Genomic DNA, 14021 nt, shown 5'->3' on the forward strand with positions numbered 1-14021 from the left:
TCCCGGAACGCGCATATTGAGCCCAACGCGCGTATTGAGCCCGCTGTGCTCGGTCACTCGGAACCCCGCCCTGAACCCACCCCGGCGGAAACCCCCGATACTAGGCGTGCCGGGCCCGGGCTGCTGGCTCGACCGGTGTCACGGAAGGGTCCGGTCAAGGCGTCGCGCCCGGCACTTCCCAGGCCATACCCACGCCAGGCCCGCACACAAACCTGACAGGAACCGATGTCTGACGATTCGCGTCCTTCGCGTACGGAATCGCGTACCGCACTGCGCACGGCAGCCGTGATTCCCGCCGCCGGCCGGGGCGTACGCCTCGGTCCGGGCGCCCCCAAGGCGCTACGCGCGCTGAACGGCACGCCCATGCTCATCCACGCCGTACGCGCCCTGGCCGCCTCCCGCGCGGTCTCCCTGGTCGTCGTCGTGGCCCCGCCCGACGGCGCGCCCGAGGTCAAGTCCCTCCTCGACGCGCATGCGCTGCCCGACCGCACCGACTTCCTCGTCGTCCCCGGCGGCGAGTCCCGCCAGGAGTCGGTCAAGCTCGGCCTGGACGCACTGCCCCCGGACTACGACATCGTCCTCGTCCACGACGCGGCCCGCCCCCTCGTCCCCGTCGACACCGTCGACGCCGTGATCCAGGCGGTCCGCGAGGGCGCCCCCGCGGTCGTCCCCGCCCTCCCCCTCGCCGACACGGTCAAGGAGGTCGAGCCGGCGGCCACCCCCGGAGACCCGGAACCGGTGGTCGCGACCCCGGAGCGGGCCCGGCTGCGCGCCGTGCAGACCCCCCAGGGCTTCGACCGCACGACACTGGTCCGCGCCCACGAGACGGTCACCGACAACGTGACCGACGACGCCAGCATGGTCGAACAGCTGGGCGAGCAGGTCGTGGTCGTCCCCGGCCACGAGGAGGCCTTCAAGGTCACCCGCCCCCTGGACCTGGTCCTCGCGGAGGCGGTCCTGGCCCGCAGGAGGCTCAACGATGGCTTCTGAGGTCGTACTGCCGCGCGTCGGCATCGGTACCGACATCCACGCCTTCGAAGAGGGCCGCGAGCTGTGGTGCGCCGGCCTCAAGTGGGAGGGCGAGGGCCCGGGCCTGGCCGGCCACTCCGACGCGGACGTCGTCGCCCACGCGGCCTGCAACGCGCTCTTCTCGGCGGCGGGACTCGGGGACCTGGGGCAGCACTTCGGCACGGGACGGCCCCAGTGGTCGGGCGCGTCCGGCGTGACCCTCCTGACGGAGGCGGCCCGGATCGTCCGCGACGCCGGTTTCACCATCGGGAACGTCGCCGTACAGGTCGTAGGCCCGCGCCCGAAGATCGGAAAGCGCCGGGACGAGGCCGAGAAGATTCTTTCGGACGCCGCCGGGGCTCCCGTGTCGGTCTCCGGGGCCACCACGGACGGCCTGGGTTTCCCGGGCCGGGGCGAAGGTCTCATGGCGGTGGCAACGGCGTTGGTCGTGAAAACAGCGTGACCGGATTCCTTCAGGGGCGCGGGGCCGAATCGATGTGCGGCTCCGCCGCCCGGGCGCGACGAGCCACAGCGCACCCGCACCCGGCAACGGCGCTTCGCACGCCGGTGCCACGCACCACCCTCCGCCCACTACCCTAGGTCCCGTGACTATTCGCCTGTACGACACCAACGCCCGGCAGATCCGTGACTTCACCCCGCTCACCGCGGGCTGTGTCTCGATCTACCTCTGTGGTGCCACCGTGCAGGCGGCGCCCCACATCGGGCACATCCGGTCCGGCCTGAACTTCGACATCATGCGCCGCTGGTTCGAATACCGCGGCTATGCCGTGACGTTCATCCGCAACGTCACGGACATCGACGACAAGATCATCGCCAAGTCCGCCGAGCAGGGCCGCCCCTGGTGGGCGATCGGCTACGAGAACGAGCGCGCGTTCAACGACGGCTACTTCGCGCTCGGCTGCCTCCCGCCGACGTACGAGCCCCGCGCGACCGGGCACGTGCCGGAGATGATCGAGATGATGCGCGGGCTCATCGAGCGCGGGCACGCCTACGAGGCCGACGGCAACGTCTACTTCGACGTGCGCTCCTACCCGGACTACCTCCAGCTCTCCAACCAGGAGCTGGACAACCTCCGCCAGCCCGAGGGCGAGGGCGAGACCGGCAAGCGGGACCAGCGGGACTTCGCGCTCTGGAAGGCCGTGAAACCGGGCGAGCCCAGCTGGGAGACGCCGTGGGGCCGCGGCCGCCCGGGCTGGCACCTGGAGTGCTCGGCGATGGCCCACAAGTACCTCGGCGAGTCGTTCGACATCCATGGCGGCGGCCTGGACCTGATCTTCCCGCACCACGAGAACGAGATCGCCCAGGCCAAGGCGTTCGGCGACGACTTCGCCCAGTACTGGGTGCACAACGCCTGGGTCACCATGAGCGGCGAGAAGATGTCGAAGTCCCTCGGGAACTCGGTCCTCGTCTCCGAGATGGTCAAGCACTGGCGCCCGATCGTGCTGCGCTACTACCTGGGCACCCCGCACTACCGCTCCATGATCGAGTACAGCGAGGAGTCGCTGCGCGAGGCCGAGTCGGCGTTCGCGCGCATCGAGGGCTTCGTGCAGCGCGTGGTGGAGCTGGCCGGGGGAGCAGTCGAGCCCTCGCCGGAGGTCCCGCCGGCGTTCGCCGAGGCGATGGACGACGACCTGGGTGTCCCGCAGGCCCTCGCCGTCGTGCACACCACGGTCAGGCAGGGCAACTCCGCCCTCGCCGCCGACGACAAGGAAGCCGCGGTGGCCCGCCTCGCCGAGGTCCGCGCCATGCTCGGCGTCCTCGGCCTCGACCCGCTCGATGCGCACTGGGCCGGTGGCGTCGAGAAGGGCGACGACCTGCACGGGGTCGTGGACAGCCTCGTACGGCTCGTCCTCGACCAGCGCGAGTCCGCCCGCGGCCGCAAGGACTGGGCGACCGCCGACGCCATCCGCGACCAGCTGGGCCAGTCCGGCCTCGCGATCGAGGACAGCCCCTCCGGACCGCGCTGGACCCTCAAGTCCTAGCCGCCCCGGATCTGAAGATCAACTGTGCCGCCCGGCCCCCCGGGCGGCACACTGCATAAGACGCACGTACGAAACGAAGCTCACGGAGACGGGTAACTCATGGCAGCCAACAACCGCCGCATGTCCGGCAAGAAGGGCGCGCAGGTCGGCAGTGGCGGCCAGCGGCGCCGGGGCCTGGAGGGCAAGGGCCCGACCCCGCCCGCCGAGATGCGCAAGGGCCACAAGAAGAACCGCATCGCCACCGCCAAGGCCAAGCAGACCCAGCGCCGCCCGGTGGCACGCGGCCGCGGCGGCAAGGGCACGTCCGAGATGGTCGTCGGCCGCAACCCGGTGGTGGAAGCCCTCCGCGAGGGCGTCCCGGCCTCCACTCTCTACGTCCAGCAGTTCATCGACAACGACGAGCGGGTCCGCGAGGCGCTGCAGCTCGCCGCCGAGCGCGGTGGCATCAACCTCATGGAGGCCCCGCGCCCCGAGCTGGACCGTATGACGAACGGCCTCAACCACCAGGGCCTGGTCCTCCAGGTTCCGCCGTACGAGTACGCGCACCCCGAGGACCTGGCCGACGCGGCGGCCGACGAGGGCGAGGACCCGCTGATCGTCGCCCTGGACGGGGTCACCGACCCGCGCAACCTCGGCGCGGTCGTCCGCTCGGTCTCCGCCTTCGGCGGCCACGGAGTCGTCGTCCCCGAGCGCCGCGCGGCCGGTATGACCGCCGGCGCCTGGAAGACGTCGGCCGGTACGGCGGCCCGCACGCCCGTCGCCCGCGCCACCAACCTGACCCGGGCCCTGGAGTCGTACAAGAAGGCCGGCATCGTGATCGTCGGCCTCGCGGCGGACGGCGAGCACGAGATCGGCGACCTGGAGGCCCTCGGCGGCCCGGTCGTCATCGTCGTCGGCAGCGAGGGCAAGGGCCTGTCCCGACTGGTCGGCGAGACCTGCGACTTCCGGGTCCGCATCCCGATGCCGGGCGGTGCCGAGTCGCTCAACGCCGGTGTGGCGGCGGGGATCGTGCTGTACGAGGCGGCGCGGCGGCGGGGCTGACGGCCGTACGAGGCGGCGCGGCGGCGGGGCTGACGGCCATGCGAGGCGACGCGCCGCCGGGGCTGAACAAACGTCCGTAACCTCACCCGTGCGGGGTAATTCCGGCGTCCAGGGCATCCTTGACGGGGTCCGGACACATCCGGCCGGTCAAAGCAGTGTCCTAACTCCACGTCACTCGGTTAGATGAGTGTGGACACCAGAACACCCCGCACACCCACGGGGGACCGCTCGTCGGGATTCCGCTCCGGATTCGCCTCCGGTCCCGACGACGCTCCCGCGCTGAGCATGGTGAAGGTGCCGAGCGATCCGGCGCAGGTCATCGTCAACCACGCGAGCTTCCGCGTGCAGCTGGGCGTATCGACACGGCGTACCCAATCCCCCCGGGTCGTGCGGCACATGAGCGCCACCGAGGACACCACGCGGATCCCGGTCGCCGGCCCGGCGGGCAGAGCGGGAGCGGCCGTCGGCCGCCGCCGCCCGGTCGTGTGGAGCGGCAGGTCCGCGCCCGACGACACCGGCGCCCACCGGCTGCTCCAGGCCGTCCGCGGCGGCAGCGTCCGGTACGCCGAGGAACCGGCCGAGCCGGCCGGCGCGACCCAGGTCATCCCCCGCGTCGACGACGGCTACCACGTGCTGGAACAGACCGCCGAGACGCCGGTGGTCGGCCACCCGCGCTCCCCGGCCTCGGGCGAGAACCGACTGCTCCCGAACATGCGGACGGTCGGCAGCGCCTACGACGAACCGGGCTACGGCGAACCGGCCTACCCCGACGACCGGTTCGACGACTACGACCACCTCGACGAGGAGCCCCCCACCAGGCGGACCGGCGACGGCGACCCGGCCCGGCACGCCTACTACCCCGGCCGCCGGATGAACCTCGGCGTGGTCCTGCTCCCGCTCCGGATCTTCCTCGGCTTCATCTCCGTCTACGCCGGCATGGGCAAGCTGTGCGACCCCGTCTACTTCGACGGCGGCAAGCGCGGCTCCATGGTCACCTGGCTCAACACGCTGCACCCCTGGGAGGTCGCCGAGCCGCTGCGCCAGTTCGCCCTCCAGCACCCGGTCGGCTCCGGCCTGGTGATCGCCTTCTTCCAGGTGATCGTCGGCGTCCTGACCATCCTCGGCTGCTGGCAGCGGGTCGCCGCGGTCGTCGGAGCGCTGCTGTCCGCCGCGCTCATCGTCACCGTCAGCTGGAAGACCGTCCCCGCCTACGACGCCCCCGACATCATCTACCTCGCCGCCTGGTCGCCGCTGATCATCGCCGGCGCCCCCGTCTACTCCGTCGACGGCCGGCTGGCGGGCAGCGCCTGGCGACGCCTCGGCCCCCGCGCCGACATCTGGGAGCTGCGCGCCTTCGTGCTCCGCCGAGGCGCCCTGGTCACGGCCATCACCATCGGCCTCACCCTCCTCATCGGCTCCCTCCTGGGCGGCGCGGTCCGCGACTCCAGCCGAGTGGTCGTCCCCGGCCCCGGCGAGGCGCCCCGCAACAACCTCCCCGGCTCACCGCTCCCCGGCAAGCCGGCCAAGCGCCACGCCACGACTCCGTCGGCCCCCACCTCCCCCTCCGGGGGCGCGACGGCCGGCGCGAGCCCCTCCGGGGCGGCCACGACCCCGAGCGCCGGCCACACGGCGGGCAACACGACCACCACCCCCAGCGAGACCCAGGGCACGACAGGCCAGGCCCCGCCCCAGCACACCGCCCCGGCGCCCACCACAGCCGGCCCGACCTCCGGCGGCACCGCCACCGGCGGCGCCTCCTCGACGGGCGGCGGCACGGGCACCGGCACGGGCACCAGCGGCGGCGGCGCGTCATCCTCGGGCCAGCCGGGCCTGGTGGGCGGCCTGCTGGGCTGACCCACCTTCCTCATGGCGATGGGGCCCCGCGCCTTTCGGCGCGGGGCCCCATCGCCATGAGGAAAGAAAAAGAGGGTGAGAGGAAAGGCGCGTGACCAAGGCGCGCCCCAGAGGGGCGCGGGGAACTGCGCGACCAGCCACAACGGACCCGCAGCCGACGACGGCGGGCCGACCTTCAGCGCGGCCTACCGCCCCAGCGCCGCCAACTCCTTCGCCGCCTCCGTCAGATCCTTCGCCGTGTCGATCGCCCGCCAGTACGCCCCCTGAGGGATCGGGAACCCGGCCAGCTGTCGGCTTCGCGCCAGGTGCGGAAACGTCGTCCGCTCGTGATCCCCCCGCTCCGGCAGCATCCCGGCGAACGCGGGGGAGAAGACGTACACACCCGCGTTGATCTCGAACGTCGACGGCGGCGCCTCGATGAAGTCCGTGATGTGGCCGAAGCCGTCCGTCTTCACCGCGCCCCAGGGAATCCGCGGCCGCGCCAGCGCCAGCGTCGCCACCGCGTCCCGCTCCGTGTGGAAGTCGGCCATGTCGCGCAGCGAGAACCGCGTCCAGATGTCGCCGTTCGTGGCGTACCAGGGCCGCTCGGGATGGGGCAGATGCGCGGCCGCGTACTTCAGACCGCCGCCCCGGCCCAGCGGCTCGGACTCCACCACCGTGGTGACGGAGAGGGGCAGGTCGGCCGTCGCCAGCCACTTCTGCAGGACCTCGGCGAGGTGGCCGCAGGAGACCACCACGTCCGTGACGCCCTCCTCGGCGAGCCAGGTCAACTGGTGGCCGATGATCGGCGTGCCCGTACCGGGGATCTCGACCATCGGCTTGGGCCGGTCGTCGGTGTACGGACGAAGCCGTGAGCCCTGGCCACCGGCCAGGACCACGGCTTGAGTGGGGCGCAACGCGGCGTTCGGATGGGTCATGCCCGAACTGTACGACGCGCCCCGGGGCCGGCTTCCCGCCGGACGGGGTCCCTTAAGGTCCCGTTACCTACTTCCCAACCGCCGTTCAGCTGTGCGCCGCGAGCACGCCGGACGCGAAGGACGTGTCGCAGACCGGGCGGGCGAACGACTGGGCGCGGGAGGCGCCGTAGATGCGCACCGCGGCCTGGCCCAGCGCCCGGGCGATGGACGTGCAGTGCCGGGCGAGCGACGGGTGGCCGTTGACCGCCTGCTGGAGGTGGGTGAGGACCTGGCCCGGGTTCCGGTCCTGGAGCTCGGTCATCAGCTGGTCACGCAGTACGTCCTGCGGGGCCTGGGCGACGGCCTGGGAGGAGACGTGCGCGTCGGTCACCTCGGTCGCGGTGAGCACCGAGCTCCGCGGGCTTCCCGTCCAGTTGACGCGGGTGACGGCGAGGGTCCCGGAGAGCACCAGGACGACGGGCAGGACGAGGGCGAGAGTGCGGCCGATCCGGCGGGCAGGGCCGCCCCGGTGGCCGCGTCGCGTCTGAGGGGTGGTGGAGTGCTTCACGCGTGTGAGGGTAGCGTGCGGTAATGATTTGGCGACATTTAGTCACCGGTTCGGGGGATGGAGAAGTGCCGTGTTTCGGGTACGGGGTTGACGCACACTGCTCGAAAACCACCCGCTTGCCGGGGTAAAACCGGGCAACGGAAAGGCCCCGCAGCAGGCTGCGGGGCCTTCGTCGTCAACCTGGGCAGATTCACCCTGGTCAGAGGTTTGTCACTGTGACGGCGCCGAAGCCGTCGGTCTCTCAGTCGGAGATCTCTCAGTCGGAGAGACGCTCACCCGTGGACGTCGAGAACACGTGGGTCTCGCCCGGCCGCGGCACGACGTGCAGCGTGGCACCCTTCTCCGGGACCGCGCGGCCGCTGACGCGGACGACCAGGTCCTTGAGGTCGTCGCCGACCTTGGCGCTGCCGTAGACGTAGCCGTCGGCGCCGAGCTCCTCCACGACGTTCACGGAGACCGCGAGACCGGCCGGGGCGTCCTCGGTGTCCTTGGACAGGGCGGACGCGGCCTCGCCGTTGTGCTCGACGACGTCGAAGTGCTCGGGGCGGACACCGACGGTCACCGTGCGGTCACCCTTGTCGGCGGCGGCCTGCAGCGCCTCGCGGCTCACCGGCACCACGCTGTTGCCGAACTTCACACCGCCGTCGGTGATCGGGACCTCGACCAGGTTCATGGCGGGGGAGCCGATGAAGCCGGCGACGAAGAGGTTGGCCGGGCGGTCGTACATGTTGCGCGGCGAGTCCACCTGCTGGAGCAGACCGTCCTTGAGGACCGCGACCCGGTCGCCCATCGTCATGGCCTCGACCTGGTCGTGGGTGACGTAGACGGTGGTGATGCCGAGGCGGCGCTGCAGGGACGCGATCTGCGTACGGGTCGAGACACGGAGCTTGGCGTCCAGGTTGGACAGCGGCTCGTCCATGAGGAAGACCTGCGGCTCACGCACGATGGCACGGCCCATCGCGACACGCTGACGCTGACCACCGGAGAGCGCCTTCGGCTTGCGGTCCAGGTACTCGGTGAGGTCGAGGATCTTCGCGGCCTCCTCGACCTTCTGCCGGATCTCCGCCTTGTTGACGCCGGCGATCTTGAGCGCGAAGCCCATGTTGTCGGCGACGGTCATGTGCGGGTAGAGGGCGTAGTTCTGGAACACCATGGCGATGTCCCGGTCCTTGGGCGGCAGGTGCGTGACGTCGCGGTCACCGATGCGGATGGCGCCGCCGTTGACGTCCTCGAGCCCCGCGAGCATCCGGAGCGAGGTGGACTTGCCGCAACCCGACGGGCCGACCAGGACGAGGAACTCGCCGTCCTCGATCGCGATGTCGAGACCGTCGACGGCGGGCTTGGTGGAACCCGGGTAGATCCGGGTCGCCTTGTCGAAAGTGACAGTGGCCATGGCTCAGAGGCCCCCTTCTACCGGCAGGAACGTGCCGGACGATCCGTTGTAGGAAGGTGGTGGTGTAGTCCACGAGAGTGAACTGGCTCTGGACGGTACCTGGCGTTCACCCCGTATGTCAGTACCTGGAGCCCTGTGAACTTCGCGGAAATTTTCGACAGGCCCCGGCTGGGACGTGGGTACACTGCACTGGCACATCAGCGCCACGCGCGCGTGCATGCCTCCTTAGCTCAGCTGGCCAGAGCAACGCACTTGTAATGCGTAGGTCGTCGGTTCGAATCCGACAGGGGGCTCTCCATTCGTCGAGCCCGGCACGGTCCTGCTGCTCCACACCGGCGGCCCGGCAGCGGGATCGAGTAGTACCAGTCGCCGCCGACCAGATGTCCTGGACTCGGGGACGGGTCAGTGTCGTCCCGCCACCCGGTCTGCGATTCGGGCCAGGCGGGATGATTCGGTGCCGGGGTGGAGGCGTTCGCGTTGGTCGGCGGCGCGGTAGGTGGCGTACATGCCCTGGACGCCCAGCCAGCGGAAGGGTTCGGGTTCCCACTTGCGGACCTTGTGGTTGACCCAGGGGAGCTCGGTCAGGTCGGTGCGGCCGGCCTGGCCGGAGTCGAGCTGGACGAGGTCTCTGAGGGTGCGGGCGGCGAGGTTGGTGGTGGCGACGCCGGAGCCGACGTAGCCGCCCGCCCAGCCGAGGCCCGTCGAGCGGTCGAGGGTGACGGTGGCGCACCAGTCGCGCGGTACCCCGAGCACCCCTGACCAGGCGTGTTCGACGGCGACACCGGCCAGGGAGGGGAAGAAGCGTACGAGGATCTCCTGCAGGGCCTCGATGGTCGCCTGCTGGGTGCGGCCGTCGTTGTCGGTACGGGATCCGAAGCGGTACGGCACTCCGCGTCCGCCGAGTGCGATCCGGCCGTCGGCCGTGCGCTGGGCGTACATGTAGGCGTGTGCCATGTCTCCGAGGGTTTCCAGGCCGTTCCAGCCCACTGATTCCCACTGTGCCTCGGTCAGCGGTTCGGTGGCGATCATCGAGGAGTTCATCGGCAGCCAGGTGCGCTTCTGGCCCTTGAGGTTCGCGGTGAAGCCCTCGGTGCAGCGCAGGATGTAGGGGGCGCGGACCGTGCCGTACGGCGTGACGGCGTGCTTGGGCCGGATCTCGGTCACGGGTGTGGACTCGTGGATCTGCACCCCCAGTGCCTCCGCGGCCGCGGCCAGGCCCTTGACCAGCTTCACGGGGTGCAGTCGGGCGCCGTGCGGGGTCCAGGTGGAGCCGACGGCGTCGGCGACGCGGATCCGGTCGCGGGTCTCCCCGGCGCCGTACAGTTCGCGGTCCTGTTCGCCGTACGACAGTTCGTGTTCGTGGAAGGCCTTCAGGCGGGCCAGTTGTGCCGGGGTGGTGGCGATCTCCAGCACGCCGCCCTTGTGCAGGTCGGCGTCGATCTTCTCGGTCCTCGTGACCGAGATGACCTCGTCGACCGTCTCGTTCATGGCCTTCTGGAGGCGTACGGCGGCTGCGTGGCCGTGCAGCGCGGCGTACCGGTCGCGGCCGGCGATGCCGTTGTAGAGCCAGCCGCCGTTGCGGCCGGAGGCGCCGTAGCCGCAGAACTTCTGCTCCAGGACGGTGACACGGAGGAAGGGGGCCGTCTTCTTCAGGTAGTACGCGGTCCACAGGCCGGTGTAGCCGCCGCCGACGATCACCACGTCCGCAGTCGTGTCGCCGGCGAGCGGCTCCCGTACCGCGGGGAGGCCGTCGTTCGCGTACCAGAAGGAGATGCCGCCGTTGACGACGCTGCTTGCCGAGCTGCTCATGTCCGGACGTTAACCCTTGAGGGCGGCCAGTGTCTCCTTCGGATTCCATGCTTTTCCGCGCCCTCTGACCAGCGGAAAGCAGGCGAGGCCGATCCATACGGAGACGAAATGTCCGAGGTCGGTGAAGGTGGGCGACTCGGTCAGCGGCAGGCCGTAGACCAGCAGAACGACCGCGATGTAGGGATACCGCCAGGGTGTGGCGATCCGGTAGGCGAGTACCCCGATCACTCCGGCCAGTGCGTAACTCACCCCGAAGTCCAGGGTGTCGGCCGCCGACTGCGGGGCGATGCCGTCATGGATCCCCTTCAGCAGCGCGCCCTCGCTGATCAGCGTCGCCAGTACGTGCGCGGCCACGCACACCGTCAGCCAGCGCGCCGTGCCCAGCCAGCGTTCGGCGGGTGCGTGGAAGACGGTGTAGAGGAAGGCGTACGGCATCCAGTGCCCGCCGTCGATCCACATCGCGCTCGCGATCAGTACGCGTACGGGGTTGTCCGACAGTTCGTGGAGGTTGGTGGACCGCTGCCGTAGGAACTGCTGCTCGAACTCGGGTGACATGTAGTGCAGCGCGACGGTGGTCATGAAGAGAATCGCCAGCCAGATGTAGGTGCCGGGGGCGCTGCGGACGTACCACCGCACTCTGCTGCCGAGGCCCCGGAGAAATCCCATGAGGCGATTCATGCACGGCAGCAACGTCACATGTGTGATTGACATTCCGGATGAGCTGATCGTCCGGCATGTGCGATCGGGCGGCGCGGCGGGCATGCCGCTCGGCCGGCCCGCCCGTCGGCTGCTCGACCTCAGGTGACCGGCTCCGGTACCGGGGTCTTGGTGGGGGCGTCGTGTTTCGGCGGCTTCGCCGTCACCATCAGGCCCGCTACCAGGCTGGCCAGCAGCATCACGCCGACCGCCCACCAGATGGCGGCCGTGTAGCCGTGCACCACGGCCTGCGGGACGACGGCGGCCTTCTGGGCGGGGTCGTGGAGGTGGGCGGTGAGGTAGGCGGCGCTGCTGGTGGTGGCGATGGTGTTGAGTAGGGCCGTACCGACGGAACCGCCCACCTGCTGGGAGGTGTTGACGGTGGCCGAGGTGACACCGGCGTCCTGCGGGGCGACGCCCGCGGTGGCGGTGGCGAACACCGGCATGAAGGTCAGGCCCATGCCGAGGCCCATCAACAGCAGGGCGGGCAGGATCTCGGTGGGGTAGGAGGAGTGGACCGTGATGCGGGTCAGGAGCAGCAGCCCGCAGGCGGCGAGGAGCGTGCCCGGGACCATGAGCAGGCGCGGGGGCACGCGGTGCAGCAGCCGCGCGGATATCTGGGTGGAGCCGATGATGATCGCCACGGTCAGGGGCAGGAACCCGAGACCGGCCCTGACGGGGGAGTAGCCGAGGATGACCTGGAGGTAGTAGGTCAGGAAGAGGAACAGCCCGAACATGGCGACGGTCGCGAGGGCCATCGTCAGGAAGCTGCCCGCGCGGTTGCGGTCCTTGACGATGTGCAGGGGCAGCAGGGGGCTGGGGGCGCGGTTCTGCCACACGACGAACGCGGTGAGCAGCACGGCACCGGCCGCGAACAGGCCGAGGACGAGCGGGTCGCTCCAGCCGCGTGGCTGGGCCTCGCTGAAGCCGTAGACGATCGCGACGAGTCCGCCGCAGCCGAGCAGCGCGCCGGGTACGTCGAGCCGGGCGCCGGTGTGGCCCGGTCGGTCGTGCAGCAGTGCGGTGGCGCCGGCGACGGCGATGATCGCGATGGGCACGTTGACGTAGAGGCACCAGCGCCAGTTCAGGTACTCGGTGAGCAGACCGCCCACGATGAACCCGATCGCGGAGCCGCTGCCCGCGAGGGCGCCGTAGATGCCGAAGGCCTTGCCGCGCTCGCGCGGGTCGGTGAAGGTCGTGGTCAGCAGGGAGAGCGCGGAGGGCGCGAGGACGGCGGCGAAGACGCCCTGGAGGGCGCGGGCGCCGAAGAGCATGCCCGGGCTGTGGGCGGCGCCGCCGAACGCGGAGGCGGCGGCGAAGCCGACGAGCCCGATGACGAACGTGCGTTTACGGCCGACCAGGTCGGCGATCCGGCCGCCGAGCAGGAGCAGTCCGCCGAAGGCGAGCGTGTAGGCGGTGACCACCCACTGCCGGTTGCCGTCGGACATGCCCAGGTCGCGCTGGGCGGAGGGCAGGGCGATGTTCACGATCGTGGCGTCCAGGACGACCATCAGCTGGGCGAGCGCGATGACCACCAGACCCCACCAGCGGTGCGGGTCGGCTCCCTCGGTGCCGTGGGCCACACCGGTGGACACACCGGGAGAGTCACCCGATCGGGCGTGGCTCATCTGGTCAGAAGACCATGGATCGGGGTGTGTCGCATCCTGGGGTGTGCTGTTCCTGGTCATGGTTCGAGAACCACCTTTCCGGTTGTCGCCCGGTTCTCCAGGGCGTGGTGTGCGGCTGCGGCCTCGGGGATCCGGAGATCCGAGGTCGGAAGTCCGTGGTCAGTGCTTCGGCGGTCCGATGAGCTGACGGTTCGGTGATCTGACGGTTTGGTGATCTGACGGTTTGGTTCCTCGACTCTTCGACCTCAAGCGCGCTTGAGACTCTTCGACCTCAAGCGCGCTTGAGGTCAAGGGCGGACCGCCCGGGGACGCGCCTTCCTCGTCCTCGCTCATACGACGGATCCGGGCGGGCGGAATGTGACATCGGCGTGGTCGTGTCGGCTGTCGGCGCAGGTCGGGGGCGTTGTCAGTGGCGGCCTGCAAGATGGGGGCATGGCGAGGACAGCGGCCGGTGGGGCCGGCGGAGGCAAGGTGAAGGGCGCGCGGCGGCCGGAGGTGCGGCTGCCTCCACTGGAGCCCTGGGACGACGGCGCGCTGGAGCCGGACGGGGACTACGACGGGCTGGCGTTCCGGGAGGCGGACTTCGCCGGGCAGGACGGGGCGGGCGCCCGCTTCATGGACTGCGCGCTGACGGGCTGTGCCTTCGACGAGACGGGGCTGCGGCACGCGCGCGTGCTGGACTCGGTCCTCACCGGCATAAGAGGCGTCGGCACGGATCTGGCGGAGGCCACCCTGCGCGACGTCGAGCTCGTCGACGCCCGCCTCGGCGGCACGCAGCTGCACGGCGCCGTCCTGGAGCGTGTGGTGATCCGCGGCGGCAAGATCGACTACCTCAACCTGCGCACCGCGAAACTCAGAGACGTGGTCTTCGAGAGCTGTGTCCTGGTCGAACCGGACTTCGGCGACGCCGTACTGGAGCGGGTGGAGTTCACCGACTGCACCTTGAAGGGGGCCGACTTCAACGGGGTGACGATGAAGGACGTCGATCTGCGCGGCGCTGCTGAACTGGGCATCGCGAGAGGGGTGGAGCGGCTGGCCGGGGCGGTGATCAGCATGTCCCAACTGCTGGATCTGGCACCGGTGCTGGCGGCACAGCTGGGGATCCGCGTGGAGGGTTGACCAACC

The 14021-nt window shown here is 70.7% G+C and carries 13 protein-coding genes and 1 tRNA gene; 8 read left to right on the forward strand and 6 right to left on the reverse strand.

From position 1 onward, the window contains the following. The first annotated feature begins 225 nt into the window (after positions 1–225). The 5 genes from ispD (at position 226) to EDD90_RS30005 (ending at position 5906) form a co-directional block, all read left to right on the forward strand. Complete coding sequence (gene ispD, locus EDD90_RS29985; RefSeq protein ID WP_123976048.1) at positions 226–990, forward strand: 2-C-methyl-D-erythritol 4-phosphate cytidylyltransferase; 765 nt, start codon at positions 226–228, stop codon at positions 988–990. Continuing rightward, positions 980–1471, forward strand: coding sequence for a 2-C-methyl-D-erythritol 2,4-cyclodiphosphate synthase (gene ispF, locus EDD90_RS29990; protein WP_123976049.1), 492 nt, complete (start codon positions 980–982; stop codon positions 1469–1471). The genes ispD and ispF overlap by 11 nt, the downstream gene beginning before the upstream one ends. A gap of 142 nt (positions 1472–1613) precedes the next feature. Continuing rightward, a complete protein-coding gene (gene cysS / locus EDD90_RS29995) occupies positions 1614–3011 on the forward strand; it encodes a cysteine--tRNA ligase (protein ID WP_123976050.1) in 1398 nt (465 codons plus the stop codon). 99 nt (positions 3012–3110) lie between these two features. Next, a complete protein-coding gene (gene rlmB / locus EDD90_RS30000) occupies positions 3111–4052 on the forward strand; it encodes a 23S rRNA (guanosine(2251)-2'-O)-methyltransferase RlmB (RefSeq protein WP_123976051.1) in 942 nt (313 codons plus the stop codon). A gap of 183 nt (positions 4053–4235) precedes the next feature. Continuing rightward, a complete protein-coding gene (locus tag EDD90_RS30005) occupies positions 4236–5906 on the forward strand; it encodes a DoxX family protein (RefSeq protein WP_185149272.1) in 1671 nt (556 codons plus the stop codon). A 185-nt stretch (positions 5907–6091) separates the two neighbouring features. On the opposite strand, the gene EDD90_RS30010 is transcribed toward EDD90_RS30005, so the two are convergent. The 3 genes from EDD90_RS30010 to EDD90_RS30020 all read right to left on the reverse strand — a co-directional run bounded on the left by EDD90_RS30010 (position 6092) and on the right by EDD90_RS30020 (position 8763). Further along, positions 6092–6823 (reverse strand): nucleotidyltransferase family protein, encoded by a 732-nt coding sequence (locus EDD90_RS30010; protein WP_123976052.1) that lies wholly within the window; start codon positions 6821–6823, stop codon positions 6092–6094. An 85-nt stretch (positions 6824–6908) separates the two neighbouring features. Next, entirely contained in the window at positions 6909–7370 is a 462-nt protein-coding gene (locus tag EDD90_RS30015; protein ID WP_123976053.1) for a hypothetical protein, read from the reverse strand. Positions 7371–7626: 256 nt separating this feature from the next. Continuing rightward, the gene (locus EDD90_RS30020) at positions 7627–8763 is read right to left on the reverse strand and encodes an ABC transporter ATP-binding protein (RefSeq protein ID WP_123976054.1); all 1137 of its coding nucleotides are present in this window, start codon (positions 8761–8763) and stop codon (positions 7627–7629) included. Between the two features lie 219 nt (positions 8764–8982). Between EDD90_RS30020 and EDD90_RS30025 the strand changes: the two genes are divergently transcribed. After that, a tRNA-Thr gene (locus tag EDD90_RS30025) sits at positions 8983–9056 on the forward strand. 109 nt (positions 9057–9165) lie between these two features. Here EDD90_RS30025 and EDD90_RS30030 read toward each other — a convergent pair. Further along, positions 9166–10572 carry an FAD-binding oxidoreductase gene (locus EDD90_RS30030; protein WP_123976055.1) on the reverse strand — a complete coding sequence of 469 codons (1407 nt, stop codon included), beginning with the start codon at positions 10570–10572 and terminating at the stop codon, positions 9166–9168. 9 nt (positions 10573–10581) lie between these two features. Continuing rightward, positions 10582–11238, reverse strand: a complete 657-nt coding sequence (locus EDD90_RS30035; protein ID WP_260328167.1) for a rhomboid-like protein — start codon at positions 11236–11238, stop codon at positions 10582–10584. A gap of 10 nt (positions 11239–11248) precedes the next feature. Between EDD90_RS30035 and EDD90_RS57660 the strand changes: the two genes are divergently transcribed. Next, positions 11249–11377: a hypothetical protein gene (locus EDD90_RS57660; RefSeq protein ID WP_260328168.1), complete on the forward strand. Its 129-nt coding sequence runs from the start codon at positions 11249–11251 to the stop codon at positions 11375–11377. Here the strand turns inward: EDD90_RS57660 and EDD90_RS30040 are convergent. Then, positions 11370–12896 (reverse strand): MFS transporter, encoded by a 1527-nt coding sequence (locus tag EDD90_RS30040; protein WP_123976056.1) that lies wholly within the window; start codon positions 12894–12896, stop codon positions 11370–11372. The two genes, EDD90_RS57660 and EDD90_RS30040, sit on opposite strands and share 8 nt — an antisense overlap. Before the next feature lie 432 nt (positions 12897–13328). On the opposite strand from EDD90_RS30040, the gene EDD90_RS30045 reads away from it, so the two are divergent. Further along, positions 13329–14015, forward strand: coding sequence for a pentapeptide repeat-containing protein (locus tag EDD90_RS30045; RefSeq protein WP_123976057.1), 687 nt, complete (start codon positions 13329–13331; stop codon positions 14013–14015). Positions 14016–14021: the final 6 nt, after the last annotated feature.

This window comes from Streptomyces sp. Ag109_O5-1 (assembly GCF_003814875.1).
In the GTDB taxonomy this organism is placed as follows: domain Bacteria; phylum Actinomycetota; class Actinomycetes; order Streptomycetales; family Streptomycetaceae; genus Streptomyces; species Streptomyces sasae.

What these genes read in the sequence shown, in the direction of transcription:
- EDD90_RS30040 (WP_123976056.1), bottom strand. Translation starts at nt 12,896, where the DNA reads ATGAGCCACGCCCGATCGGGTGACTCTCCCGGTGTGTCCACCGGTGTG.
- EDD90_RS30020 (WP_123976054.1), bottom strand. Translation starts at nt 8,763, where the DNA reads ATGGCCACTGTCACTTTCGACAAGGCGACCCGGATCTACCCGGGTTCC.
- EDD90_RS30010 (WP_123976052.1), bottom strand. Translation starts at nt 6,823, where the DNA reads ATGACCCATCCGAACGCCGCGTTGCGCCCCACTCAAGCCGTGGTCCTG.
- EDD90_RS30005 (WP_185149272.1), top strand. Translation starts at nt 4,236, where the DNA reads ATGAGTGTGGACACCAGAACACCCCGCACACCCACGGGGGACCGCTCG.
- EDD90_RS30045 (WP_123976057.1), top strand. Translation starts at nt 13,329, where the DNA reads ATGGCGAGGACAGCGGCCGGTGGGGCCGGCGGAGGCAAGGTGAAGGGC.
- EDD90_RS30035 (WP_260328167.1), bottom strand. Translation starts at nt 11,238, where the DNA reads ATGGGATTTCTCCGGGGCCTCGGCAGCAGAGTGCGGTGGTACGTCCGC.
- EDD90_RS57660 (WP_260328168.1), top strand. Translation starts at nt 11,249, where the DNA reads ATGCACGGCAGCAACGTCACATGTGTGATTGACATTCCGGATGAGCTG.
- ispD (WP_123976048.1), top strand. Translation starts at nt 226, where the DNA reads ATGTCTGACGATTCGCGTCCTTCGCGTACGGAATCGCGTACCGCACTG.
- ispF (WP_123976049.1), top strand. Translation starts at nt 980, where the DNA reads ATGGCTTCTGAGGTCGTACTGCCGCGCGTCGGCATCGGTACCGACATC.
- rlmB (WP_123976051.1), top strand. Translation starts at nt 3,111, where the DNA reads ATGGCAGCCAACAACCGCCGCATGTCCGGCAAGAAGGGCGCGCAGGTC.
- EDD90_RS30030 (WP_123976055.1), bottom strand. Translation starts at nt 10,572, where the DNA reads ATGAGCAGCTCGGCAAGCAGCGTCGTCAACGGCGGCATCTCCTTCTGG.